23 protein-coding genes and 3 tRNA genes are annotated in these 20,934 nt (G+C 68.5%); 14 read left to right on the top strand and 12 right to left on the bottom strand.

Annotation, left to right across the window (positions count from 1 at the left end; translation table 11 throughout):
• The first annotated feature begins 55 nt into the window (after window positions 1–55).
• From BEI_RS01105 to mnmH, 5 genes are all read left to right on the top strand, one after another.
• Window positions 56–952 carry an AEC family transporter gene (locus BEI_RS01105; protein ID WP_097790953.1) on the top strand — a complete coding sequence of 299 codons (897 nt, stop codon included), beginning with the start codon at window positions 56–58 and terminating at the stop codon, window positions 950–952.
• A gap of 95 nt (window positions 953–1,047) precedes the next feature.
• On the top strand, window positions 1,048–1,497 hold the full coding sequence (locus tag BEI_RS01110; RefSeq protein ID WP_097787778.1) for a copper resistance protein NlpE N-terminal domain-containing protein: 450 nt from the start codon (window positions 1,048–1,050) through the stop codon (window positions 1,495–1,497).
• Window positions 1,498–1,574: 77 nt separating this feature from the next.
• Window positions 1,575–2,957, top strand: coding sequence for a DNA repair protein RadA (gene radA / locus BEI_RS01115; protein ID WP_097787779.1), 1,383 nt, complete (start codon window positions 1,575–1,577; stop codon window positions 2,955–2,957).
• A gap of 49 nt (window positions 2,958–3,006) precedes the next feature.
• Window positions 3,007–4,044 carry a selenide, water dikinase SelD gene (selD, locus tag BEI_RS01120; RefSeq protein WP_097787780.1) on the top strand — a complete coding sequence of 346 codons (1,038 nt, stop codon included), beginning with the start codon at window positions 3,007–3,009 and terminating at the stop codon, window positions 4,042–4,044.
• Window positions 4,041–5,165 carry a tRNA 2-selenouridine(34) synthase MnmH gene (gene mnmH, locus BEI_RS01125; protein ID WP_097787781.1) on the top strand — a complete coding sequence of 375 codons (1,125 nt, stop codon included), beginning with the start codon at window positions 4,041–4,043 and terminating at the stop codon, window positions 5,163–5,165. Before selD ends, mnmH begins: the two co-directional genes overlap by 4 nt.
• Before the next feature lie 3 nt (window positions 5,166–5,168).
• Here the strand turns inward: mnmH and BEI_RS01130 are convergent, their stop codons facing one another.
• A complete protein-coding gene (locus BEI_RS01130; RefSeq protein WP_097787782.1) occupies window positions 5,169–5,861 on the bottom strand; it encodes a type 1 glutamine amidotransferase in 693 nt (230 codons plus the stop codon).
• Window positions 5,862–5,906: 45 nt separating this feature from the next.
• Here BEI_RS01130 and BEI_RS01135 point away from each other — a divergent pair, with 45 nt between their 5' ends.
• Window positions 5,907–6,200, top strand: a complete 294-nt coding sequence (locus BEI_RS01135; protein WP_097787783.1) for an MGMT family protein — start codon at window positions 5,907–5,909, stop codon at window positions 6,198–6,200.
• A gap of 63 nt (window positions 6,201–6,263) precedes the next feature.
• On the top strand, window positions 6,264–6,845 hold the full coding sequence (locus BEI_RS01140) for a YjaG family protein (RefSeq protein WP_097787784.1): 582 nt from the start codon (window positions 6,264–6,266) through the stop codon (window positions 6,843–6,845).
• 74 nt (window positions 6,846–6,919) lie between these two features.
• On the opposite strand, the gene hisF is transcribed toward BEI_RS01140, so the two are convergent.
• From hisF to hisB, 4 genes are read right to left on the bottom strand one after another with little or no spacing between them, the layout of a single operon-like run.
• Window positions 6,920–7,693 carry an imidazole glycerol phosphate synthase subunit HisF gene (hisF, locus tag BEI_RS01145; protein ID WP_097787785.1) on the bottom strand — a complete coding sequence of 258 codons (774 nt, stop codon included), beginning with the start codon at window positions 7,691–7,693 and terminating at the stop codon, window positions 6,920–6,922.
• A 2-nt stretch (window positions 7,694–7,695) separates the two neighbouring features.
• Window positions 7,696–8,448, bottom strand: coding sequence for a 1-(5-phosphoribosyl)-5-[(5-phosphoribosylamino)methylideneamino]imidazole-4-carboxamide isomerase (hisA, locus tag BEI_RS01150; protein WP_097787786.1), 753 nt, complete (start codon window positions 8,446–8,448; stop codon window positions 7,696–7,698).
• 58 nt (window positions 8,449–8,506) lie between these two features.
• Window positions 8,507–9,148: an imidazole glycerol phosphate synthase subunit HisH gene (gene hisH, locus BEI_RS01155; RefSeq protein ID WP_097787787.1), complete on the bottom strand. Its 642-nt coding sequence runs from the start codon at window positions 9,146–9,148 to the stop codon at window positions 8,507–8,509.
• Window positions 9,149–9,176: 28 nt separating this feature from the next.
• The gene (gene hisB, locus BEI_RS01160) at window positions 9,177–9,770 is read right to left on the bottom strand and encodes an imidazoleglycerol-phosphate dehydratase HisB (RefSeq protein WP_097787788.1); all 594 of its coding nucleotides are present in this window, start codon (window positions 9,768–9,770) and stop codon (window positions 9,177–9,179) included.
• 173 nt (window positions 9,771–9,943) lie between these two features.
• On the opposite strand from hisB, the gene BEI_RS01165 reads away from it, so the two are divergent.
• The 7 genes from BEI_RS01165 (at window position 9,944) to BEI_RS01195 (ending at window position 14,598) form a co-directional block, all read left to right on the top strand.
• Window positions 9,944–10,396, top strand: a complete 453-nt coding sequence (locus tag BEI_RS01165; protein WP_097787789.1) for an acetyl-CoA sensor PanZ family protein — start codon at window positions 9,944–9,946, stop codon at window positions 10,394–10,396.
• On the top strand, window positions 10,393–12,723 hold the full coding sequence (locus tag BEI_RS01170; protein ID WP_097787790.1) for an AsmA family protein: 2,331 nt from the start codon (window positions 10,393–10,395) through the stop codon (window positions 12,721–12,723). Before BEI_RS01165 ends, BEI_RS01170 begins: the two co-directional genes overlap by 4 nt.
• A 65-nt stretch (window positions 12,724–12,788) precedes the next feature.
• The gene (mutY, locus tag BEI_RS01175) at window positions 12,789–13,901 is read left to right on the top strand and encodes an A/G-specific adenine glycosylase (RefSeq protein ID WP_097787791.1); all 1,113 of its coding nucleotides are present in this window, start codon (window positions 12,789–12,791) and stop codon (window positions 13,899–13,901) included.
• 6 nt (window positions 13,902–13,907) lie between these two features.
• Window positions 13,908–14,180, top strand: coding sequence for an oxidative damage protection protein (locus BEI_RS01180; RefSeq protein ID WP_097787792.1), 273 nt, complete (start codon window positions 13,908–13,910; stop codon window positions 14,178–14,180).
• A 92-nt stretch (window positions 14,181–14,272) separates the two neighbouring features.
• Window positions 14,273–14,348: transfer RNA gene (locus tag BEI_RS01185), tRNA-Phe, on the top strand.
• Between the two features lie 5 nt (window positions 14,349–14,353).
• A tRNA-Gln gene (locus BEI_RS01190) sits at window positions 14,354–14,428 on the top strand.
• 94 nt (window positions 14,429–14,522) lie between these two features.
• Window positions 14,523–14,598: transfer RNA gene (locus tag BEI_RS01195), tRNA-Thr, on the top strand.
• Window positions 14,599–14,737: 139 nt separating this feature from the next.
• Here BEI_RS01195 and BEI_RS01200 read toward each other — a convergent pair.
• The 7 genes from BEI_RS01200 to BEI_RS18860 all read right to left on the bottom strand — a co-directional run bounded on the left by BEI_RS01200 (window position 14,738) and on the right by BEI_RS18860 (window position 20,872).
• The gene (locus tag BEI_RS01200) at window positions 14,738–14,968 is read right to left on the bottom strand and encodes a hypothetical protein (RefSeq protein WP_097787793.1); all 231 of its coding nucleotides are present in this window, start codon (window positions 14,966–14,968) and stop codon (window positions 14,738–14,740) included.
• A 514-nt stretch (window positions 14,969–15,482) separates the two neighbouring features.
• On the bottom strand, window positions 15,483–16,478 hold the full coding sequence (locus BEI_RS01205) for a phage integrase (protein WP_097787794.1): 996 nt from the start codon (window positions 16,476–16,478) through the stop codon (window positions 15,483–15,485).
• Window positions 16,475–17,767, bottom strand: coding sequence for a hypothetical protein (locus BEI_RS01210; RefSeq protein WP_097787795.1), 1,293 nt, complete (start codon window positions 17,765–17,767; stop codon window positions 16,475–16,477). Before BEI_RS01210 ends, BEI_RS01205 begins: the two co-directional genes overlap by 4 nt.
• A gap of 155 nt (window positions 17,768–17,922) precedes the next feature.
• Window positions 17,923–18,597 (bottom strand): TraX family protein, encoded by a 675-nt coding sequence (locus tag BEI_RS01215; protein WP_097787796.1) that lies wholly within the window; start codon window positions 18,595–18,597, stop codon window positions 17,923–17,925.
• Entirely contained in the window at window positions 18,594–19,433 is an 840-nt protein-coding gene (locus BEI_RS18850) for a zonular occludens toxin domain-containing protein (protein WP_153045745.1), read from the bottom strand. The genes BEI_RS01215 and BEI_RS18850 overlap by 4 nt, the downstream gene beginning before the upstream one ends.
• 2 nt (window positions 19,434–19,435) lie before the next feature.
• Entirely contained in the window at window positions 19,436–19,726 is a 291-nt protein-coding gene (locus BEI_RS18855; RefSeq protein WP_153045746.1) for a DUF2523 family protein, read from the bottom strand.
• 9 nt (window positions 19,727–19,735) lie between these two features.
• Window positions 19,736–20,872 carry a virulence factor TspB C-terminal domain-related protein gene (locus tag BEI_RS18860; RefSeq protein ID WP_153045747.1) on the bottom strand — a complete coding sequence of 379 codons (1,137 nt, stop codon included), beginning with the start codon at window positions 20,870–20,872 and terminating at the stop codon, window positions 19,736–19,738.
• Window positions 20,873–20,934: the final 62 nt, after the last annotated feature.

The following is a 20,934-nucleotide window of genomic DNA, read 5'->3' on the forward strand; positions in this document are numbered from 1 at the left end:
AGCCGCGGGCCGTGCTAGGCTGGGCAACGACTCTTCGCCTGCTATGGAAGCCCTGATGATCGGTCAGATCCTCGCCACCCTGTTGCCGGTGTTCCTGATCGCCGGCTGCGGTACCCTCTATGGACGCTATCGCCGCCCCGATATCCGCGGTCTGAACACGCTCAACATGGAGCTCTTCGTGCCCATGCTGGTGTTCGCCGTGCTCGCCGACCGGGAGGCCCCCCTGACCGACTATGCCCGACTGGCCCTGGCCGCCACCGTGGTGGTGCTGGGCTCCGGGTTGGTGCTCTGGCCCCTGGTCAGGCTGCTGCGTCTGGAGACCAAGACCTTCCTGCCCCCCATGATGTTCAACAACTCGGGCAACATGGGCATCCCGCTGATCGTGCTGGCCTTCGGCGAGGCGGCCCTGCCGGCGGCGGTGGTGGTGTTCATCGTCGAGATGCTACTGCACTTCTCGGTCGGCCTCTACATGCTCGATCCCCGCACCCCGCTGTGGCGGCTGCTGCGCATGCCCATCGTGCTGGCCAGCATCGCCGGGCTGGGACTCAACCTGGGGGGCATCGCCTTGCCCGGCTGGCTGCTGGAGTCGCTGGACATGCTCGGCGGGGTCTGCATTCCGCTGATGCTGTTCGCCCTGGGGGTGCGGATGCTGGATATCGACTTCGATGACTGGCGCACCGGCCTGCTGGGGGCCGTGCTCTGCCCGCTCTCGGGATTGGTCCTCGCCTGGCCCATGATCCTCTGGCTGGACCTGTCCGGCATCGCGGCGGCGTCGCTCTGGGTGTTCGCCGCGCTGCCGCCGGCGGTGCTCAACTACCTGGTCGCCGAGCAATACCGCCAGGAGCCCCATCGGGTCGCCTCGCTGGTGCTGATCGGCAACCTCGGCAGCCTGGTGGTCATGCCGCTGGTCCTGTGGCTGGTGTTCGAGCACGTCCAGCCGATGGCATCATGACGGGCCGCAGGCTGTCCGCCATTCCCGTGAGCGGTTATGCTGTGGGGCAGACGGCCGCGATGGCGGCGTCATGCCCATTGGTTAGGAGGACGAAGATGCAAATCAGGACTTTGCTGGCCGGCTCCGCGATGCTCGCCCTGCTGGCGGGTTGTGCGACCGGTCCCGCCGGGCAGGGCTCCGAGCCCGGCATGGAGACCGCCGAGGCGACCTTCCAGGGCACCCTGCCCTGCCGCAACTGCGAGGGCATCGACCTGGACGTGACCCTGGTCGGCGATGCCCAGAGCACGCCGGAGGAACGGACCTTCGATCTGCAGGCCTCCTATCGGGGCCACCCGCAGAATCCGCCGGACGAGACCTACGCGGGCAACTGGGAAGTGCTGAACGGCACCGCGGAGAACCCGGATGCCACCGTCTACGAGCTGACCCCGGACGGCGAGGGCCAGGTTTACTACTTCCTGCGCCTCGACCCGCAGACCCTGGAGCTGATCGATCCCCAGCGTCGTCGCTTCCAGAACAACGAGATGCTGCGCCTGAAGCGTCTCTGAGCCGACGCGCGGCGTGAGTTCGAGGGGCGGCCCAGGGGCCGCCCCTCGTCATTGCTGACCCATACCTTCGGAATCCCATGGCCAAAGCGAAAAGCGCCTTCGTATGCACCGAATGCGGTGCCGAATACCGCAAGTGGCAGGGGCAGTGCACGAGCTGCCGGGAGTGGAACACCCTGAGCGAGGTCCGCCTCTCGGCGGCGCCCCTCGCGGCCGGTGGCGGGGGAGGCGGCGCGACGGCCCGGGGCGGCTATGCCGGGGCCGTATCCCGGGAAGTCGTCGACCTGGCCCATGTCGACCTCGGCGAGGTCCCCCGGCTGTCGTCCACCTTCGAGGAATTCGATCGCGTGCTGGGCGGCGGCCTGGTGCCGGGCTCCGCGGTCCTGCTGGGCGGCCACCCCGGCGCCGGCAAGTCCACCCTGCTGCTGCAGACCGCCTGCAAGCTGGCCCAGCAGCGCCGGGTGCTCTACGTCACCGGAGAGGAGTCGCTGTCCCAGGTGGCGATGCGCGCGCACCGCCTGCAGCTGCCGACCCAGGGCCTCAAGATGCTCGCCGAGACCAGCATCGAGACCATCCTCGGTGTGGCCGAGCGCGAGCGTCCGGAGATCCTGATCATCGACTCCATCCAGACCACCCACCTGGAGGACATCGCCTCGGCGCCGGGGGGCGTGGCCCAGGTGCGCGAGTCCGCCGCGGCGCTGACCCGGTTCGCCAAGCAGTCCAGCACCGTGCTGCTGCTGGTCGGGCACGTCACCAAGGACGGCACCCTGGCGGGCCCCAAGGTGCTGGAGCACATGATCGATGCCTCGCTGCTGCTCGAGGGCGGGGCGGACTCGCGATTTCGCACCCTGCGCGGCCAGAAGAACCGCTTCGGCGCGGTCAACGAGCTGGGCGTGTTCGCCATGCTCGAGCACGGCCTCAAGGAGGTGAAGAACCCCAGCGCCATCTTCCTGTCGCGCACCGAGGAGCAGGCGCCGGGCAGCCTGGTGATGGTGGTCTGGGAGGGCACGCGGCCCATCCTGGTGGAGGTGCAGGCGCTGCTCGACGACTCGGCGCTGGGCAATCCCCGCCGGGTGGCGGTGGGGCTCGACCAGAACCGCCTGGCCATGCTGCTGGCGGTGCTGCACCGTCATGGCGGCCTGTTCACCGGCGACCAGGACGTCTTCCTCAACGTGGTGGGCGGGGTCAAGGTGCTCGAGACCAGCGCCGACCTGGCGGTGCTGCTGGCGGTGGTCTCCAGCCTCCAGGCCCGGCCCCTGGCCCGGGAGCTGGTGGTGTTCGGCGAGGTCGGCCTGTCCGGCGAGATCCGCCCGGTGCCCAGCGGCCAGGAGCGCATCGTCGAGGCCGCCAAGCATGGCTTCCGCCGCGCCATCGTGCCCCGGGCGAACGCCCCCAAGCACGCCCCCGAGGGGATGGAGGTGGTGGCCGTGGACAAGCTGGCCGATGCACTGGAAGCCCTATAGCGGCCGAGCTCTGTTGTAGAATGCCGGTAACGACGACAAGGAGAACGCGATGAGTGCCATTCGCCTGACCCAGTACAGCCACGGTGCCGGTTGTGGCTGCAAGATCGCCCCCGATGTCCTGGACGGGATCCTGGCCAAGGCCGGGCCGGGGGCGACCCATTCGCGGCTGATCGTCGGCAACCAGGGCCGCGAGGACGCCGCCGTCTATGACCTCGGGGACGGGCGCGGCATGATCGCCACTACCGATTTCTTCATGCCCATCGTCGATGACCCCTTCGACTTCGGCCGCATCGCCGCCACCAACGCCATCAGCGATGTCTTCGCCATGGGCGGCTCGCCGGTGATGGCGCTGGGCATCCTCGGCTGGCCGCTGGACAAGCTGGGGGCGGACATCGCCGGGGACGTGGTGGCCGGCGCCCAGGCGGTCTGCCGCGAGCTGGGCCTGGCGCTGGCCGGCGGCCACTCCATCGACGCCCCCGAGCCGATCTTCGGCCTGGCGGTGAACGGCCTGGTGGACCTCGAGCACCTCAAGCTCAACAAGGGCGCCCAGGTCGGCGACCTGCTCTACCTGACCAAGCCGCTGGGCGTGGGCCTGCTGACCACCGCCGAGAAGCAGGGGCTGCTGGAGGCCGGCCACCAGGGCCTGGCGCGTCGCACCATGCTGGAGTCGAACCGCATCGGCACCGAGCTGGCCAGGATCGCCGGCGTGCACGCCATGACCGATGTCACCGGCTTCGGCCTGGCCGGCCATCTCGCCGAGGTCTGCCAGGCCAGCGGCGTGGCGGCGCGGATCGACTTCCGCCGGCTGCCGCGCCTGGCCGAGGCCGAGGCCTATCGTCGCCAGGGGGCGGTGCCCGGCGGCACCCGGCGCAATCGCGACGCCCTGGGGGCGGCCCTGCCGGTCATGGACGATGCCCACTGGCAGTGGCTGTGCGATCCCCAGACCTCCGGCGGCCTGCTGCTCTCCGTGCATCCCTCCTGGGAGGATGACGTCGAGCGGGTGGGCCGGGCGCATGGCCTCGAGCTCGAGCCCTTCGGCGAGGTCGTCGCCGAACGCGGCGAGGTGCGCATCGAGGTGAAGGGATGAGCCTGCCGCTGATCGAGCCGGACCTCGGGCTGTTGCGCGAAGGGCGAGTGCTGATCGACGTGCGGGCCCCGGTGGAGTTCGCCCAGGGCGCCTTGCCCGGGGCGGTCAACCTGCCGCTGATGGACGACGAGGAGCGCCACCTCGTCGGCATCGAGTACAAGCGCCGCGGCCAGGACGCCGCCATCGCGATGGGCGAACGGCTGGTCAGCGGCGGCATCAAGGCCGGACGGGTGGCGGCCTGGGCCCGCCTGATCGAGTCGCACCCCGACGCCATCGTCTACTGCTTCCGGGGCGGCCTGCGCTCCCAGGTGGCCCAGCAGTGGCTGGCCGACGTCGGCATCTCCCGGCCGCGCATCCGCGGCGGCTGGAAGGCCATGCGCCAGGCACTGTGCACGCGCATCGACGCCGCCGCCGAGCAGCCGCTGCTGGTGGTGGGCGGGCTCACCGGCTGCGCCAAGACCAGCCTCATCCAGGCCTTGGATCAGGGGCTGGACCTGGAGGCCTGTGCCCGCCACAAGGGCTCGGCCTTCGGCCGCCATCCGCTGCCGGCGCCGTCGCAGATCGATTTCGAGCATGCCATGGGGCGCCGCCTGCTGGACCTGCCGGGCCCGGTGGTGGTGGAGGACGAGTCGCGCCACATCGGCGCGGCCAACGTGCCGCTGGCCTTCTGGCGCGGCATGGAGGCCGCCCCGCGGGTGCGCGTCGAGATGCCGCTGGACTGGCGGCTCGCCCAGATCCACAAGGACTACATCGACGACCTCTGGGAGATCCATCGTCACCAGTTCGGCGACTGGCTGGGGTGGAGGCTGATGCGCAAGCAGCTGGCCAATGCCCTGGCGCGGCTCCGTAAGCGCCTCGGCGGCGCGCGCCTGGCACGCCTGCAGCGCCTGCAGGCGCTGGCCTTCCGTGAGCACGAGCGGGGCAACCGCCAGGCCCACGAGGCCTGGCTGGCGCCGCTGCTCACCGAGTACTACGACCCCATGTACCGCTATCAACTGGAGAAGCACGACCACCAGCGCTTCCTCCACGTGGGCGACTGGGACAGTTGCCTGGCCTTCGCCCGGGACTGGGTCGCCGACGCCGAACGTGCCGGCGAGCCCAGGGCCGCGACCCCGGCCTGAGGCTCAGGTGGCGCGGCCGCTGCGCAGCCACTGCGTCATCAGCCGGTCCAGCAGGGGCGCCAGTCGGTCGAAGCGCCTGGGGTCGGCCAGCATCGCCTCGCGATCCTGGCGGTGGGGGCTGCGCGCGTCGCCCTCGGGGCGGGGCAGGTGGTCGAGCATGGCGGTGACGCTCTCCGGGGTCGCCTCCAGGTGACAGAGCAGGCCCACCACCCGGCCGGCGTCCCAGGCGAAGCCCTGCAGCGGACTCGCCCGGCTGCCGCCCAGGGGCAGGGCCTCCTCGGGCAGGCCGAAGACCTCGCGGTGCCACATGAAGGCCTCGAAGCGCTCCGGCAGGTCGAAGGGGCTGTCGTCGGCCAGGGTGACGGCCTGCCAGCCGGTCTCGGCGTAGGTGCCCCGGGAGACCCCGGCGCCCAGGGCCTCGGCGATCAGCCGGGCCCCGTAGCCGATGCCGAGCAGCGGCTTGCGCCCGTCCAGGGCACGCTCGATCAGCTTGCGCTCGCGGCGCTCCCAGTCGGGGGCGGGTTCGCCCTCCTCGGGGCCGTCGAGCACGATCAGGGCGTCGGCCTCGGCCGGGCGGGGCGGCAGCTCCCCCTCGTCCAGGTGGAAGACGGTGTGGCTGTGCCCCATGCTGTCGAGCCAGTCGCCGAGGCGGGCGGGCCCGCGATGGGGGCTGTGCTGGAGCAGGTGAACGTGCATGGCTGACCTCGGCGGTGGATGGACAAGAAGGGGGAGGCAGGGTACATGAAGCCGGCCTTGAAGGAACAGATTCTGACGGTGCTGGCCGAGATCCCCCCGGGGCGGGTGACCACCTACGGGCGCATCGCGGCCATGACCGAGGGCGGCACGCCGCGGCTGGTGGCCCGGGCGCTGCGTGAACTGCCGCCGGGGCACGGCCTGCCCTGGTTCCGGGTGATCACCGCCTCGCGCAAGCTGGCCGATCATCCCGGCGCGGCGGAGCAGCGCCGGCGGCTGATCGACGAGGGCATCGCCTTCGATGCGCGCGGACGGGTCGCGCCGGAGCGCTTGTGGCCTTGAGCGGCGACATGCCGGCAGAGCTATCCATCAATGACTCGGACAACAGGGTTTCAAGGAGAGTCCATGAGCGGTTTCTTCCAGCGCCTGCAGGCGCTTCCTCCGCGCCGCCAGCAGGCCTTCATGGCCGCGCTCTGCGAGCGGCTGGTGCCCAACTACGCCTTGTATGCCGAGGCCACCGGCCAGGGCGACGTGAAGGGCCTGCGCGCCGTGCTCGACCTGGTCTGGGAGCGCCTGGCGGTGAAGGAGGCGCGCATCGACTTCGAGCGCCAGGCCGAGAAGCTGGCCGGGCTGGAGCCGCCGGCCGAGGACGACAGCTTCGGCGCCCGTCGCGCCCTGGAGGCGGTGGTGGCGCTCTCGGCGCTGCTGGATACCCTGCGCGGCGAGGCGCCGGAGGCGGTGCTGGAGGTCAGCCGCGCCTCACGGGGCGGGGTGCGGGCCTTCATCGAGCTGACCGAGGGCGAGGAAGACGCCGAGCGTCTCGCCGCCCTGGTGCGCGAGCACCCGCTGATGGCGGACGAGAACGACTTCCAGGACGCCGTACTCGAGGCGGTGGAGGGAAACCTGGACCGCGACGCCCTCAAGGCGCTGCGCCGGCTGGGCCGCAACGAGGGCGTCAGCAACCTGGGGCTCGGCGGCGAGGAGTAGTCGCCCGCACGCCGGCCACAACGACGAAGGGCCCGCCATTTGGCGGGCCCTTCGCGTGTCCGAGGGTGCGACCGTTACAGGCGCATCTCGATCCCGCGCTCGGCCATGTAGCGCTTGGCCTCGGGGATGGTGTACTCGCCGAAGTGGAAGATGCTGGCCGCCAGCACCGCATCGGCGCCGCCGTCCTTGACGCCCTCCACCAGGTGGTCGAGGTTGCCGACGCCGCCGGAGGCGATCACCGGCACGCTCACCGCCTCGGTGATGGCATGGGTCACGCCGATGTCGAAGCCGGCCTTGGTGCCGTCGCGATCCATGCTGGTCAGCAGCAGCTCGCCGGCGCCCAGCTCGACCATCTTCTTCGCCCACTCCACGGCGTCCAGGCCGGTGGGGCGGCGGCCGCCGTGGGTGAAGATCTCCCAGCGCGGCGCCTCGCCTTCCTTCGAGACCTTCTTGGCGTCGATGGCCACCACGATGCACTGGCTGCCGAAGCGCTCGGCGGCCTCGTGGACGAAGTCGGGGTTGTGCACCGCGGCGGTGTTGATCGACACCTTGTCGGCGCCGGCATTGAGCATGGTGCGGATGTCGTCGCAGGTGCGGATGCCGCCGCCCACGGTCAGCGGGATGAACACCTCGCCGGCGATGTGCTCGACCATCTCCACCGTGGTGCCGCGGTCCTCGTGGCTGGCGGTGATGTCGAGGAAGGTGATCTCGTCGGCGCCCTGCTGGTTGTAGCGCTGGGCGATCTCGACCGGATCCCCGGCGTCGCGGATGCCGATGAAGTTGACGCCCTTGACCACCCGGCCGGCGTCGACGTCCAGGCAGGGGATGATGCGCTTGGCGAGTCCCATGGTCAGCTCCCGTCGCGTTGGCCGGTGAGTTCGTCGCACAGCGCCTGGGCCTCGGCCACGTCCAGGCTGCCCTCGTAGATGGCGCGGCCGGTGATGGCGCCGAGGATGCCCGGCTCCCCGGCGGCGATCAGGGCGCGCAGGTCGTCGAGGTTGGTCACGCCGCCGGAGGCGATCACCGGCAGGCCGCCCTCCCGGGCCAGCTCGGCGGTGGCCTCGACGTTGACCCCGCCCATCATGCCGTCCCGGGCGATGTCGGTATAGACGATGGAGGAGACGCCGTCGTCGGCGAAGCGCTTGGCCAGCTCGGTGGCCTTCAGCGTGGACACCTCGGCCCAGCCGTCGGTGGCGACGAAGCCGTCACGGGCGTCGAGGCCGACGATCACGTGGCCGGGGAAGGCGCGGCACATCTCGGTGACGAAGGCCGGCTCCTTGACCGCCTTGGTGCCGATGATGACCTGGGAGACACCGGCCTCCAGGTAGTGCTCGATGGTCGCGGCCTCGCGGATGCCGCCGCCGATCTGGATCGGCAGCTCGGGGTAGGCGCGGGCGATGGCGGTGACCGCCTCGCCGTTGACCGGCGCGCCTTCGAAGGCGCCGTTGAGGTCCACCAGGTGCAGGCGGCGGGCGCCGGCCTCGACCCAGCGGGCGGCCATGGCCACCGGGTCGTCGCCGTAGGTGGTGGCGTCGTCCATCCGGCCCTGCTTGAGGCGGACGCACTTGCCGTCCTTGAGATCGATGGCGGGGATTACCAGCATGTCCAGTCCTCTCGGGGCGCGGCAGCGGGCGCCCGGTTGTCGTGTGGTGTGGCGCCGGTCAGGGCATCCAGCGAACGAAGTTCTCCAGCAGCCGCAGGCCGGCCCGGGAGCTCTTCTCCGGGTGGAACTGCACCGCGAAGGTGGCGTCGCGGCCGGTGGCCACATGGGCGGTGACCCGGCCATAGTCGGTGGTGCCGAACACCTGGGCGTCCTCGGCGGCCTCCACGTAGTAGCTGTGCACGAAGTAGAAGTGCTCCTGGTCGTCGATGCCCTCCCACAGCGGATGCTCGTGGTGCTGGCGCACCAGGTTCCAGCCCATGTGCGGCACCTTTAGGCGGTGGCCCTGGTCGTCGCGCATGTCGCCGGGAAAGCGGTGTACCTCGCCCGGCATGAAGCCCAGGCACGCGATGCCGCCGTTCTCCTCGCTGCGGTCGAACAGCATCTGCTGGCCGACGCAGATGCCCAGCAGCGGCTTGGATTGCTTGTCCAGCTGCTCCTGGACCAGGCCGCGCAGCTCGGTACGCTCCAGCTCGCCCATGCAGTCACGGATCGCCCCCTGGCCGGGCAGCACCAGCCGTGAAGCGCCATGGATGCGGCGGGGATCGCGGGTCACCACCACATGCTCGTGGGTGACGTGCTCCAGTGCCTTGGCGACGGAATGCAGGTTGCCCATTCCGTAGTCGATGACGGCAATGGTCATGAGGCGCTCCTCGTGTCGATCGGCGGGGTCACAGGCTGCCCTTTGTGGACGGCATCTGGCCGGCCATGCGGGGGTCCTCGGCGACCGCCATGCGCAGCGCCCGGCCGAAGGCCTTGAAGATGGTTTCCGCCTGATGGTGGGCGTTGAAGCCCTTCAGGTTGTCGATGTGCAGGGTGACCCGGGCATGATTGACGAAGCCCTGGAAGAATTCCCAGAACAGCTGGGTGTCCAGGCGACCGATGCTGGCGCGGGTGAACTCGACGTCCATGAACAGCCCCGGGCGCCCCGAGAAGTCTACCACGACCCGCGACAGGGCCTCGTCCAGGGGCACGTAGGCATGGCCGTAGCGGTAGATGCCGCGCTTGTCGCCGACCGCCTGGTCGAAGGCCTGGCCCAGGGTGATGCCCAGGTCCTCGACGGTGTGGTGGTCGTCGATGTGCAGGTCGCCCACGGCCTTGATGTCCAGGTCGATCAGGCCATGGCGGGCCACCTGGTCGAGCATGTGGTCGAGGAAGGGCACCCCGGTCTCGCAGGCCAGCCGGCCCTCGCCGTCGAGGTTCACGGTGACGGTGATCTGGGTTTCCTTGGTGTCGCGGGTGACCGTGGCGATACGCTCGGACATTGTCGGGTCTCCAGCGCCTGGGCGCGTGTCGGAATGGGGGTCGCCGTCGGGGCGGAAAGACGGGGCGGCCCCGCCGTTGCAAGGCTGCCATTATAGTGAAACGCTGCCCCCATCCGCTACAATGCCCCCACCACGGGGCAGGCGCGGCCTGCCTTTTTCAGGGAGATTCCTGCATGCCGGTAACGCTACACCGAGTCGATCACGCAGCCTGGGAAGCGGATGCCCAGGTCCAGACCGACCTGGTTCGCATCTACGCCGACGCCCCCGACGAGCGCCTGCCGCTCCCCCCGGAAGCCTTCATCCAGGCCCAGCTCGAGGGCTCGGGCTTCTTCTGCTGCGCCCGGTTCAACGACCGCCTGCTGGGCGCCGTGGCCGTATCGCCCGACGACGAGGCCTGGTGGCTGTCTCACCTGTGCGTGCGCAAGACCACCCGTCGGCGGGGCGTCGGGTCCCGGCTGCTCGCCCTGACCAGCGCCGCGGCCCATGAGGACGGCCACCGCCTCAGGGCGATGGCCTCCGAGCTGCCCTTCCCCGACCAGATGCTGCTCAGCCGCCTGGGCTATCGGCTGACCCAGGCCGGGGACTACTTCGAACTGGATCTTCCGCCCAAAGGAGCCGGGCAATGAAACGAATCCTGCGCACCCTGCTGGCTGCCATCGGGGTCCTCGGACTGGTGGTGGTCGCGGCGGTGGTCTTCATCACCACCTTCTTCGATCCCGAGGACCTCAAGCCCCGCCTGGTCGAGGTGGTGCGCGAGCACAGCGGGCTGGAACTCGAGCTCGACGGCCCGCTGACCTGGTCCTTCTATCCGCGCCTGGGGGTCGGGGTCGCTGCGGCCGAGGCCGGCCTGCCCAGCCAGCCGGCCGAGGCCGACGCCTTCGCCGCCTTCGACCACGCCGAGGTCAGCCTGGCCATCGCGCCCCTGCTGCGCGGCGAGATCGCCATCGACGGCCTGACCCTGGACGGCCTGGTCCTGCGCCTCACCCGCGACGCCGAGGGCCGGGGCAACTGGGAGACGCTGCTGGAGCGGCTGAGGGAGCGCGGCGAGGAAGCCGAGGCCGTGCTGGCGCCCGCCAGCGCCGGGCCGAATCCCGATGCCAGCGGACTGCCGGTGGCCCTCAACATCGCCAGCGTCCAGGTCCGCGAGGGTCGCATCGCCTACCGGGATGCCCAGGCGGGCCGCGTCGTGACGCTCGAGGGCGTCGACATCACCGGACGCAACGTCAATCCCGAGCAGGCCTTTCCCCTCGAGGCCAGCCTGGGCATCACCTGGCAGGATGGCCTGGAGGCCGACGCGCCCCTGCTGACCAGCGACCTCTCGCTCGAGACCCAGGTCCGCCTGGGGCTGGCCGAGGGCCGGCACGTCCTGCAGGGGGTGGCCCTGGATGCCAGCACCCGCCTCGCGGGCGACGACCAGGCCCAGGAGACCCAGTTCCGGGCCGACGAGCTGCTGCTCGACCTGGCCGCCGAGCGCGTCGAGCTGGCGGGCTCCCGCCTCGAGGCCAGCCTGCTGCACCCCCGGCTGGGTGAGAAGCGCCTGCCGCTGACGCTGGGCTTCGACCTCGACGCCGATCTCGCCGCCCATACCGCCCGGCTGCGCGAGCTGCTGCTGACCGGCCCCGACGGGCTCGAGCTGGGCGGCAACCTCGCCGTCAGCGAGCTGGCCACCGCGCCGAGCTACGAGGGCCAGCTGCGCCTGGCCGAGATGTCGCTGCGCCCCTGGCTGATCCGGCTGGGCGTGATGCCGAGCCTGGCGTCCAACACCGCCCTCGGCCAGGTGGCCCTGGCCAGCCCGATCCGCGGCGACCTGGACGCCCTGACCCTGGACGGCCTGACCCTGAGTCTGGACGGCAGCACCTTCAGCGGGCGGCTGGGCGGCCGCTTCGACGGCACCCGGCTGGAGGCCGACCTCCAGGGGGATCGCCTGCGCCTCGACGACTACCTCCCGCCCGATGACCAGCCCATGGCGGCCGGCGAGCTCAGCCTCCCCGGCGTGAGCCAGGCCCTCGCCCAGGCGGAGCCGGCGGCGCTGCTGCCGGCCGAGTGGCTGGCCGGCCTGAGCCTCGACGCCGCCCTGGAGCTCGCCGAGCTGACCGTGCGGGAGCAGGCCTTCCGGGACGTGTCCCTGCGCCTCGAGGGGCGCGAGGGGCGCCATCGCCTCACGGGGTTCGAGTCCGTCTTCCACGAGGGACGCCTCGCCGCCACCGGCGAGCTGGACGCGCGCGAGTCCCCCCTGCGCTGGCGGCTCTCGCCCCGTATCGAGGCCTTGCGCCTGGGCTCGCTGATGGCCTCGCTGAGCGACGAGCCGGCGCCCCTGGAGGGACGGCTGTCCGGTACCGGGGAGCTGGAGAGCCGGGGCAACAGCATCGCCGCGCTCAAGCGCGCCCTGAACGGCCGCTTCGACGCCCGGATGGAAGAGGGGCGGATCAAGGACGTCAACGTCTCCCGGGAGCTGTGCACCGCCGTGGCCCGGCTCGAGGGCGAGACCACCAGCCGCGACTGGCAGCCGGACACCCGCTTCCAGCGGGCCGAGGCCAGCTTCCGCATCCGCGACGGCGTGGCCGAGACGGACGACCTCGACGTGACCCTGCCCGGCATCGCCCTGGGCGGCCAGGGCCGGCTCGACCTGGCCAGCGAGCGCTTCGACCTGCGTGCCGCGGCCCGCTTCACCGAGACCGTGGACGCCGCCTGCGAGGTCAACCCGCGCCTGGTGGACGTGCCCTTCCCGGTACGCTGCGAGGGCGAGCTCGGCGGCGACAGCGGCGAATGGTGCCGCTTCGATCGCGAGGCCTTCCAGGACACCCTGGCCGATCTCCTGCGGCAGGAGGCCACCGAGCGTGCCGGCGAGAAGGTCCAGGAACGCCTCGACGAGGCCGTGAAGCGACTCGACGAACGACTCGGCGAAGGCGCCGGCGAGGAACTTCGCGGCGCCCTCGAGGGTCTGTTCCAGTGAGCAAGCAATAACCAGTCATTGCGCCGGCCTTCGCGTCGGCGCTTTTTTTCGTGCCGAGACTGCCCATGACGGACATGCCGCCCGCCATCCTGTCCCCTGATACCTTCCAGCGTCGCCTGCTCGACTGGTTCGACGCCCATGGCCGCCACGACCTGCCCTGGCAGCAGGATCGCAGCCCCTATCGCGTCTGGGTTTCCGAGGTCATGCTGCAGCAGACCCAGGTGGCCACCGTGATCCCCTATTTCGAGCGCTTCATGGCGCGCTTTCCCGACGTGCACGCCCTGGCCGCCGCGGACCAGGACGAAGTGCTGCACCTCTGGACCGGACTCGGCTACTACGCCCGGGGGCGCAACCTCCACAAGGCCGCCCGGACGGTGGTGGAGGAGCACGGGGGCGAGTTCCCGGTGCACAGCCTCGAGGCCATGGCCGAGCTGCCCGGCATCGGCCGCTCCACCGCCGGCGCGGTGATCGCCCAGAGTACCGGCCGGCGGGCGGTGATCCTCGACGGCAACGTGAAGCGAGTGCTCACACGCCTGCACGCCGTGGAGGGCTGGCCGGGGCGGCCGGCGGTGGAGCGTCGGCTCTGGGCCCTGGCCGAGCACTACACCCCCGAGACCCGGCTGGTCGACTTCACCCAGGCGATGATGGACCTGGGCGCGACCCTGTGCCGGCGCGGCCAGCCCGATTGCGAGCGCTGCCCCTTCGCCGACGTCTGTCGGGCCCATGCCCGGGGGGAGCCGCGCCGCTTCCCCGAGTCCAAGCCGAAGAAGGCCACCCCGACCCGCCGTGCCACCCTGCTCATGCTCCAGGACGCCCAGGGGCGGGTGCTGCTCGAACAGCGTCCCTCCAGCGGCCTGTGGGGCGGCCTGTGGAGCCTGCCGCAATTCGAGGCGCCGCACGACCTGCAGGCCTGGCTGGACCAGCACGCGCCCGCTGCGCGCCTGGACGCGCCCTGGGAGGCGTTCACCCATGTGTTCAGCCATTTCCGCCTCGAGATCACCCCGCAGCCGGCGCGGGTGAGCCGGCTCGATGCCGTGGGCGAGGCCCGCCGCTGGGTCGATCCCGCCGAACCGGACGGCATCGGCCTGGCCGCCCCGGTGAAGGGCTTGCTGGACGCGCTGCGGCCCTTCACCCTGAGCGTCCAGGACGCGCCCCATTCCCCCTCATCCCAGGAGTGATGACCGATGAGCCAGACCGTCTTCTGCCGCAAGTACCAGCAAGAGCTCGAGGCCCTGCCGTTCCCCCCGCTGCCCGGGGCCAAGGGCCAGGAGATCCAGGCCACCGTCTCCAAGCGGGCCTGGGAGGAGTGGCAGGCCCTGCAGACTCGCCTGATCAACGAGAAGCACCTCAACATGCTCGATCCCGAGGCCCGCGAGTACCTGATGGAGCAGCTGGAGCGCTTCCTCGACAACCGGGAGACCGACCAGGCAGAGGGCTATGTGCCCCCCGAGCGGTGAGCGGAGAGGATCGTTTTGCCTTCTCCAACATTCTGAAAAAGAAAGGGTTGACGCGAGCGGGGCATTACGGTTTAATACGCACCGTTGGCGAGGGCCAGATAGCTCAGTCGGTAGAGCAGGGGATTGAAAATCCCCGTGTCGGCGGTTCGATTCCGTCTCTGGCCACCACTTGCTGGGGTATAGCCAAGCGGTAAGGCAGCGGTTTTTGGTATCGCCATGCGCAGGTTCGAATCCTGCTACCCCAGCCACGCCAACCTAAGCTTTTCGAAAGACCGTGAACGTTGGTTCACGGTCTTTCTGCTCAGAGGACCTCGTCCTCCTCGCTGGTTGCGAGCGGCGACTGCCGGCATAGCTCAGTTGGTAGAGCAACTGACTTGTAATCAGTAGGTCCCGGGTTCGACTCCTGGTGCCGGCACCATTAAAACGCCTTGCGAATCAGCGTGTTAGAGCAGACTAGAAACCGCCCCTCGAGGCGGTTTTTTTGTGTGTGTCCACATTATGTCCACAGCACTTCATTCTAGTGCTTCACTCACTGGAGTGGGGTGAAGGGCAGCTGGTCAGAGGCGGAGTAGCTGCCTAATGCGGGCCAAGTCCTCCGGATGGTCGGGATCCTCAACCTCCACCATGAGTCGCTTCCTGTAAGGCGCCTTCTCCTTCACGACGACATAGAGGCCATCCCGGGGATCTGCAGCATCCTTGGGAACCGCGCCGATCACGTCGAAGTGGTGATGATCCATCCGCTCCACTGCCTCCATCGACACCCGGAGCTCTTCAGCAGCCTTTTCCATGAGCCACCCCTCAACGATCGCTGTAAGCTTATGTAACAGTAGTAGGGAGTTTCGTACCCAGGCGGATTTTTTTAGAACAAGCTAATTTTTCTTGATCGTTCTTCTGGAGCCAGTAGGCGAAAAAAAACCCGCCGGAGGGGGCGGGTTCAAGGTCGCTTACTCACGGGGGAGAGGTAAGCGGTTTTGATCTTTGCATAAACGTTCAATCAAGTAAACGGGCAGCATTCATAGCAAGTAAAAGCTAATTTTATTGGTTGTGCTTCTGGCCCCTGGCAACAAAAAACCCGCCACGAATGGCGGGTTGAAAAGGCTCATAAGCAGGGAACTTAGTAAGCGGGCTTATTATAGCCTGGTTTATTGCACTGCAATAGCATGAGGTGTGGCTTGATATATGTCTATTTGATGCATTTAATTTATGACTAAATGGACAAGCAAAAAAAGCCCGCCGGTTGGCGGGCAAAATCCTCGTTCCCTGTGACGTCCTTTGGTTCGGAAGGACAGGGAGAACTCTATATCAGCATTCTTTCATAAATGTGACGACGGGGTTCAGCCTGGCGGCGTCCTCGAGGTGATCGGGGGCGAAATGGGAATACCGCATGGTCATGGTGATGGATTGGTGGCCCAGGATCCGCTGGAGGACGAGGATGTTGCCGCCGTTCATCATAAAGTGGCTGGCGAAGGTATGGCGCAGCACGTGGGTCAACTGTCCATCCGGTAACTCTATGCCTGTCTCCTGGATGGCCTGGCCAAAGGCCTTGTAGGACCCAGCGAACAGCCGTCCGATCTTGCGACGCCGGCGAAGCTCACCGGCGAGCCGGGGATCGATCGGAACGGTCCTGGCTTTGCCGGACTTGGTACCCACGAAGGTGACACGATCCTTGCCGACGTTCTCGGCTCGCAGGTATTGGGCTTCGCTCCAGCGGGCGCCGGTACTGAGGCAGAGCAGGGTGACGTAATAACAGTCCCGGCGAGGTTGCCGCTTGAGGTGATCCAGCAGTAGCCGAACCTGGGAATCGTCCAGGAAGGCCATTTCGGTTTCTTCGGTACGGACCATGCGCATGCGGGCCAGGGGGTTGCCCTTGTGCCAGAGATCCAGGCGCTCCAGCTCGGAGAACATGGCCTTGAGGTAGGCATGCTCATGGTTGACCGTGCTGGCCTTCACTTCCTTGAGGCGACGGGTCCGGTACTCGGTCCAGTCCTGGGCGGTGAAGGCTTCGGCCAGCGGGTTGCCCAGGGCGTCGGCCAGCTTGCGCAGCGAGCGCACCCGGTCCCGCGAGCTCTTGAGGGTCTGCCCGTGATGCTGGTACCAGAGCTCGACGAGATCCAACAGCCGGCGCTTGTCCCGCTTGGGGGCCTGGAAGACCTCGCCCTGGGCGGCCTTGGCGAGCACATGCTGCTCGAAGCGTCGGGCCTGGGCTTGGGTCTTGAGAGTCTTACGCACGCGTTTGCCGTAGCGGCCATGTGGCCGCAGGTCCACACGCCAGCCGTTCTGGACCTTCTTGATGGTCATGCCGCCTTCCCTAACAGACGTCGCTCCACCAGCTTCTGTTCGACCAGCTGGCGGAAGGCGCTGCCGTTGATGCCGCGCCGTCGGTAGTAGTGCTCCAGGTCCTCCCACATGCCGGAGCGCTTGAGGTAGTCGATGGCCTGGTGGGTGCCGAAGCCCTGGCGGGCGTAGATCGAGATGAGGTTACCGAAGGCCAGGCAGACGTTCTTTTCGTTTCCCAGGCCGGGTTCCTTGCGGGCCCGCTTGTACATGAAGCTGGGGGCGTGGGCGAAGAACCGGGGATCGTCCTGGAAGCACTGCCAGAAGGGATCGATCAGGGTGCGGGTGGCGTTGAGGCGATAGCTCTGCATGGCGCTGCGCCAGATCCCGGTGAGATGCGGGATGGTGTCGGTGAAGCGGTGGAAGCCATGGGCGTCGTCCAGGACCTCGCCGGTGTCGACGTTGCACGGGATCCCGCGGGCGAACTCGGCGAGCACCGACTGATGAAACCGCATCTCGATGCGCCAGACGTCCCGCTCGGGGTCGTAGACCTGGGCCAGGTTGTCGTCCGTGGCGTTGCCCCACACGCCCTGCCAGAAATGCAGCTTGTCGCGGTGGTGGGCTTCCTTCGTCTTGTTGTAGATGGCGCACTGCAGGGCCCCGGCGGTACCGAACATGAGCGTCTCGGCACGCCCGTAGGTGGTGGCGATGTTGCCGTGGTCGAAGCTCAGGGAGTCGATGCCGTCGATCTTCATGACCTTCTTCGAGCGGGTCACGAAGCGGTCCATGAAGTCCTTGGGGGGCTCCCAGCCCTGGACGTCCAGGGCGAGATGAACGGCGCAGCCGGCGTGCTCCACGTGCTCGAGGAGCCCGTGAGCGATGAGGTCCATGAAGCACTGAGACTCGGCGGGCTCGCGTTCGTGCAGGTAGTGGGGCGAGAGCTCGATCTTGACGTGGGTGCCGATGTTCTCGGTCTTCACGTGCCGGGCCTGGAAGAACACGATCACGCCCAGGTCGTTGTTCTGGAGCCGGTAGCGGAAGCCGGAGCCGGCAGCGCCGGCCCCCACGGCCCAGGTATGGCCGAAGAGGTCGATGGTGGCCCCGCGACCCTCTTGGTAGACGCTGATGATCTTGTCGAACTGCGGCAGGTAGGGGAGGCCCCGGTAGAGTTGGCGGACGGTATCGACGCCGGCATGGAGCAGGTGGACGCCATAGAGCTCCCGCTGCCCCTTGGGACTCATGAAGATCTTGCCCGTGGGGTCCTGGCGACCTTCCGACAGTGATTCGATGGAGTACCGTTCCCAACGCTTCATCTCGAATTCCCTTCTAATGTGCTGCTACGACGCTCTATGGCGTTTGTCGTTGTCACTCTGCGAGACGTGTTACAGGGAGGGTCTCGCCGGGCCCGCTCGCGCGGCGCGGGGATGCGGGCGCACAGCGTCCTCTCCCGCGCCGCCGCTCGCGGCCGTCATGACAGCCCCCGAGCTATATAGATTCCCCATAGGTGCAGCGGGTAGAACCAGCGTGTGAGGGCCCGTGGCAGGCGCATCGGCGGTAAGCGAGTGGTCACCAGGGCGAGCAACAGGAGAACGCCCAGGGCCGCCGACAGGGCCGAGACGGACAGCCCGTATTGGGCCAACGGCCACCAAATGAGCGGGACCAGCCAGGCGAGCGGCCAGCGGATCGCACCCATGAAGGCGAGCACCAGGAAGAGCGCCAGGGGGCCGTATTCGTTGAGCCAGGTGAAGCCGGCCAGGAGCACGCCGACGACCAGGGCGACGGGATCCCGGTGCCGGTGATAGGCGGCGAGGTAGGCGGCGGCGGCGAGGGTGAAGCAGATGTTGCCCAGGGGCTGACCGTGCAGGGCCATGAACGGGAGCTGGGCGGCCAGGGCGATGAGCAGGATCCGGTCGGCATAGCGCCTGGCGTGGGTCGAGTGAAGCGCGTGCCAGGCGACCATGAAGCAGAACATCGGCAGGGCGAGGCGACCCAGGGTGACGCGCAGGATGGAGGGTGTGTCACCACTCACTAGCCAGAGGCTGACGTGATCGAGGGCCATGGAGGCAATGGCCAGGCCCTGGACCAGGGGCAGCCAGGTCGGCAGGGATCGGGTTGGACTGGTAGGGAGTGCGATCGCGGTCATAGGTCGAGTACCTCCACCTCGCGGGGCAGGCCACGATCCATGGCCCGGTAACAGTCGGGGATGCTGGTCAGGATCGGTTTGCCGTCCTGGTCGTAGAGTTGGCAGGTGCCGTCATAGATCGAGCCGGCATGGGCGGTGGCGGTTTCCTGGGGCGCGGCGCGTCTTGCCGTGGCGGCGGCCTGGCGGGGAGCCTGGCTGGTGGCTTCCGGCCCGACGTAGCCGGTGACCTGGGTAATGGCGAGGATCACCGCGCCGATGGCGCCGACCAGCACTAGGGGAGCCATGACCAGGATGCGCGGCAGGCGCTTCTTGCCGGTGTGCATGCTGGCCGAGGTGTATTGCTCGAAGACCCATTTCGGGTACTTCCAGATCGAGGATTCGCAGTCGGCGTCCTTGGAATGGGCGGCGGGGTTGGTGTGGCAGACGCCTTCCCAGCGCCAGACGATGGCCCCGTTGAGCTTGCCCTTGCGCATCAGGTGCTCGTGGGTGTCGACCAGGGCGCGGACGTCGCTGGTGAGCTGGGAGGGGTTCTGGCAGGTCAGGATGAAGTCCACGCCCCGGTGGCGGTGGGTCTCCAGGGCGGCGATCTCGGGCGGCGGTTCGCCGGTGTTGCGGTAGCGCCGCCAGCGTTGCTGCACCTCGTCGATGAGGATCAGCGAGCCGTCGGGGACGTCCATCCACTCGTCGGGGATGGGGGCCTGGTTGCGCAGGTCGCGGACGTTGCCGAAGAAGGGCCGGTCGGTGCCTTCCTCGGTGCGCAGCCAGTTGATCATGGTGTAGACGGCGCGCAGGGTCTTGCCGGCGCCGGGGACTCCCGAGATGAGATGAATCGCCATGGTCAGGATCCTCCGGTGATGAGCGCGGACGGGCCGAGGCTCCAGTTCTTGAACATGCCGCGCAGGATGAAGGCGGAGCCGATCGCGGAGAGGCCGACGTCGAAGCCGGCGAGCTGGACGAACCACAGGTACCGGCCCGAGTCGCCCAGGTAGTCCATGGCGGTGTCGAGGAGCTGGTCGATCAAGACGGCGCCGATGGTGGTGAAGACCACCAGGCTCGCCACCTTCACGATGGCGAGCACGATGAGGTACTTGGCGATGAAGGACAGGATGGTGAGCAGGACGGCGGGCATGGGGACCTCCTAGGCGGTGGAGGGCCGTGACTGGCCCAGGACGATGAACAGCGCGGAGATGAAGCACAGGCCGATAACGGCGCCACGGATGTTGCCGGCCAGGTCGCAGGCGGGCTGCCAGTCGAGGCTGATGGTGCCGTACAGCGGGATCTCGATGACGTTGGGTTCGGGACACATGCCCGTGCCGAGCCCGGCGTCGTAGTCGGGCAGGTCCTCGATGACGTTCACGTTCCACTCGGGCTCGGGCATCTCGGGGTAGGCGCTGGACGGCGGTTCCTCGGTGAGGTCGTCGCGCAACTGGCTGAGCTGCTTGTTCAGGTCCTCGACGAGCTGGTCCTCGGCCTGCTGGCCGTCGCTGTCGGTGTCGGGGTTGGGCGGCTCCTGGCCTTCCAGGGTGGCGGCGACGTTCTCGGCCCATTGCTTGGCCTTCTTGCGGACCTCGGGCGGGGACGAGCCCTTGGCGTCCTCGATGTCGTTCAGCTCGGGGTCGATCGAGTCGTTGGTGGCTTCCCATTCCCAGGGGTAGGGGGATTCGTCGTCGAACCAGAGGTCGTCGACGATGGTGCTGGGCAGGTGTTCATCCAGTTGGGAGTAGTCCGACTCGGGCACGATGACCGGCTCGGTTTCCAACGTCGAGTCGACCGAGCCGCCGGTGTATTCCGCCTTCTGAATCACCGGGTGGAAATGCAGGGTGGGGAAGTAGCCGCCCTCCGGTTCGAGGTTGGTGCAGTTGTTCACGAAGGGGTCGGATGACTGCGTGTAGGGGACGGCGTAGGTGTACCCCATCCACCAGGTATCGTTGACGTTCTTGGCGCCCCATTCCTGGACGGTATAGAGGGCGTCGGGGCACTGCGAGGACACACCGGGGATCTCACTCCACTCGGACCAATCCGGAGAGGTGACGGGATGGCTCTCGCCGGTGCCTTCCTCGTGGATGCCGTCCTGCATGGACCAGGCCCAGCCGGCGGCGGCCAGGGCGAGGGACAGGCCGGGGTGCATGACGCCGCGGGAGAGAGCGGCCAAGGCGCCCCGGCGCAGGGTGGCACGGGCCACGGGGACGACCTGCCGGGTGTAGATGCGTTCCGAGGTGGGCTTGTGCTGATAGGCGACGCTGGCGGCGGCCTCGATGTACTGGCCGGTCTTCACGCCGGTTGAGCTGGTCGAGAGGATCTCGATGCCGTTGGTGTTGACGGCGGCTAGTGATGGAA

Origin of the sequence: Halomonas beimenensis (assembly GCF_002549795.1) — a bacterium.
Classification (GTDB): domain Bacteria; phylum Pseudomonadota; class Gammaproteobacteria; order Pseudomonadales; family Halomonadaceae; genus Halomonas; species Halomonas beimenensis.

Coding starts and splice junctions, on each gene's coding strand:
- BEI_RS01105 (WP_097790953.1), top strand. CDS start 56: ATGATCGGTCAGATCCTCGCCACCCTGTTGCCGGTGTTCCTGATCGCC.
- BEI_RS01110 (WP_097787778.1), top strand. CDS start 1,048: ATGCAAATCAGGACTTTGCTGGCCGGCTCCGCGATGCTCGCCCTGCTG.
- radA (WP_097787779.1), top strand. CDS start 1,575: ATGGCCAAAGCGAAAAGCGCCTTCGTATGCACCGAATGCGGTGCCGAA.
- selD (WP_097787780.1), top strand. CDS start 3,007: ATGAGTGCCATTCGCCTGACCCAGTACAGCCACGGTGCCGGTTGTGGC.
- mnmH (WP_097787781.1), top strand. CDS start 4,041: ATGAGCCTGCCGCTGATCGAGCCGGACCTCGGGCTGTTGCGCGAAGGG.
- BEI_RS01130 (WP_097787782.1), bottom strand. CDS start 5,861: ATGCACGTTCACCTGCTCCAGCACAGCCCCCATCGCGGGCCCGCCCGC.
- BEI_RS01135 (WP_097787783.1), top strand. CDS start 5,907: ATGAAGCCGGCCTTGAAGGAACAGATTCTGACGGTGCTGGCCGAGATC.
- BEI_RS01140 (WP_097787784.1), top strand. CDS start 6,264: ATGAGCGGTTTCTTCCAGCGCCTGCAGGCGCTTCCTCCGCGCCGCCAG.
- hisF (WP_097787785.1), bottom strand. CDS start 7,693: ATGGGACTCGCCAAGCGCATCATCCCCTGCCTGGACGTCGACGCCGGC.
- hisA (WP_097787786.1), bottom strand. CDS start 8,448: ATGCTGGTAATCCCCGCCATCGATCTCAAGGACGGCAAGTGCGTCCGC.
- hisH (WP_097787787.1), bottom strand. CDS start 9,148: ATGACCATTGCCGTCATCGACTACGGAATGGGCAACCTGCATTCCGTC.
- hisB (WP_097787788.1), bottom strand. CDS start 9,770: ATGTCCGAGCGTATCGCCACGGTCACCCGCGACACCAAGGAAACCCAG.
- BEI_RS01165 (WP_097787789.1), top strand. CDS start 9,944: ATGCCGGTAACGCTACACCGAGTCGATCACGCAGCCTGGGAAGCGGAT.
- BEI_RS01170 (WP_097787790.1), top strand. CDS start 10,393: ATGAAACGAATCCTGCGCACCCTGCTGGCTGCCATCGGGGTCCTCGGA.
- mutY (WP_097787791.1), top strand. CDS start 12,789: ATGACGGACATGCCGCCCGCCATCCTGTCCCCTGATACCTTCCAGCGT.
- BEI_RS01180 (WP_097787792.1), top strand. CDS start 13,908: ATGAGCCAGACCGTCTTCTGCCGCAAGTACCAGCAAGAGCTCGAGGCC.
- BEI_RS01200 (WP_097787793.1), bottom strand. CDS start 14,968: ATGGAAAAGGCTGCTGAAGAGCTCCGGGTGTCGATGGAGGCAGTGGAG.
- BEI_RS01205 (WP_097787794.1), bottom strand. CDS start 16,478: ATGACCATCAAGAAGGTCCAGAACGGCTGGCGTGTGGACCTGCGGCCA.
- BEI_RS01210 (WP_097787795.1), bottom strand. CDS start 17,767: ATGAAGCGTTGGGAACGGTACTCCATCGAATCACTGTCGGAAGGTCGC.
- BEI_RS01215 (WP_097787796.1), bottom strand. CDS start 18,597: ATGACCGCGATCGCACTCCCTACCAGTCCAACCCGATCCCTGCCGACC.
- BEI_RS18850 (WP_153045745.1), bottom strand. CDS start 19,433: ATGGCGATTCATCTCATCTCGGGAGTCCCCGGCGCCGGCAAGACCCTG.
- BEI_RS18855 (WP_153045746.1), bottom strand. CDS start 19,726: ATGCCCGCCGTCCTGCTCACCATCCTGTCCTTCATCGCCAAGTACCTC.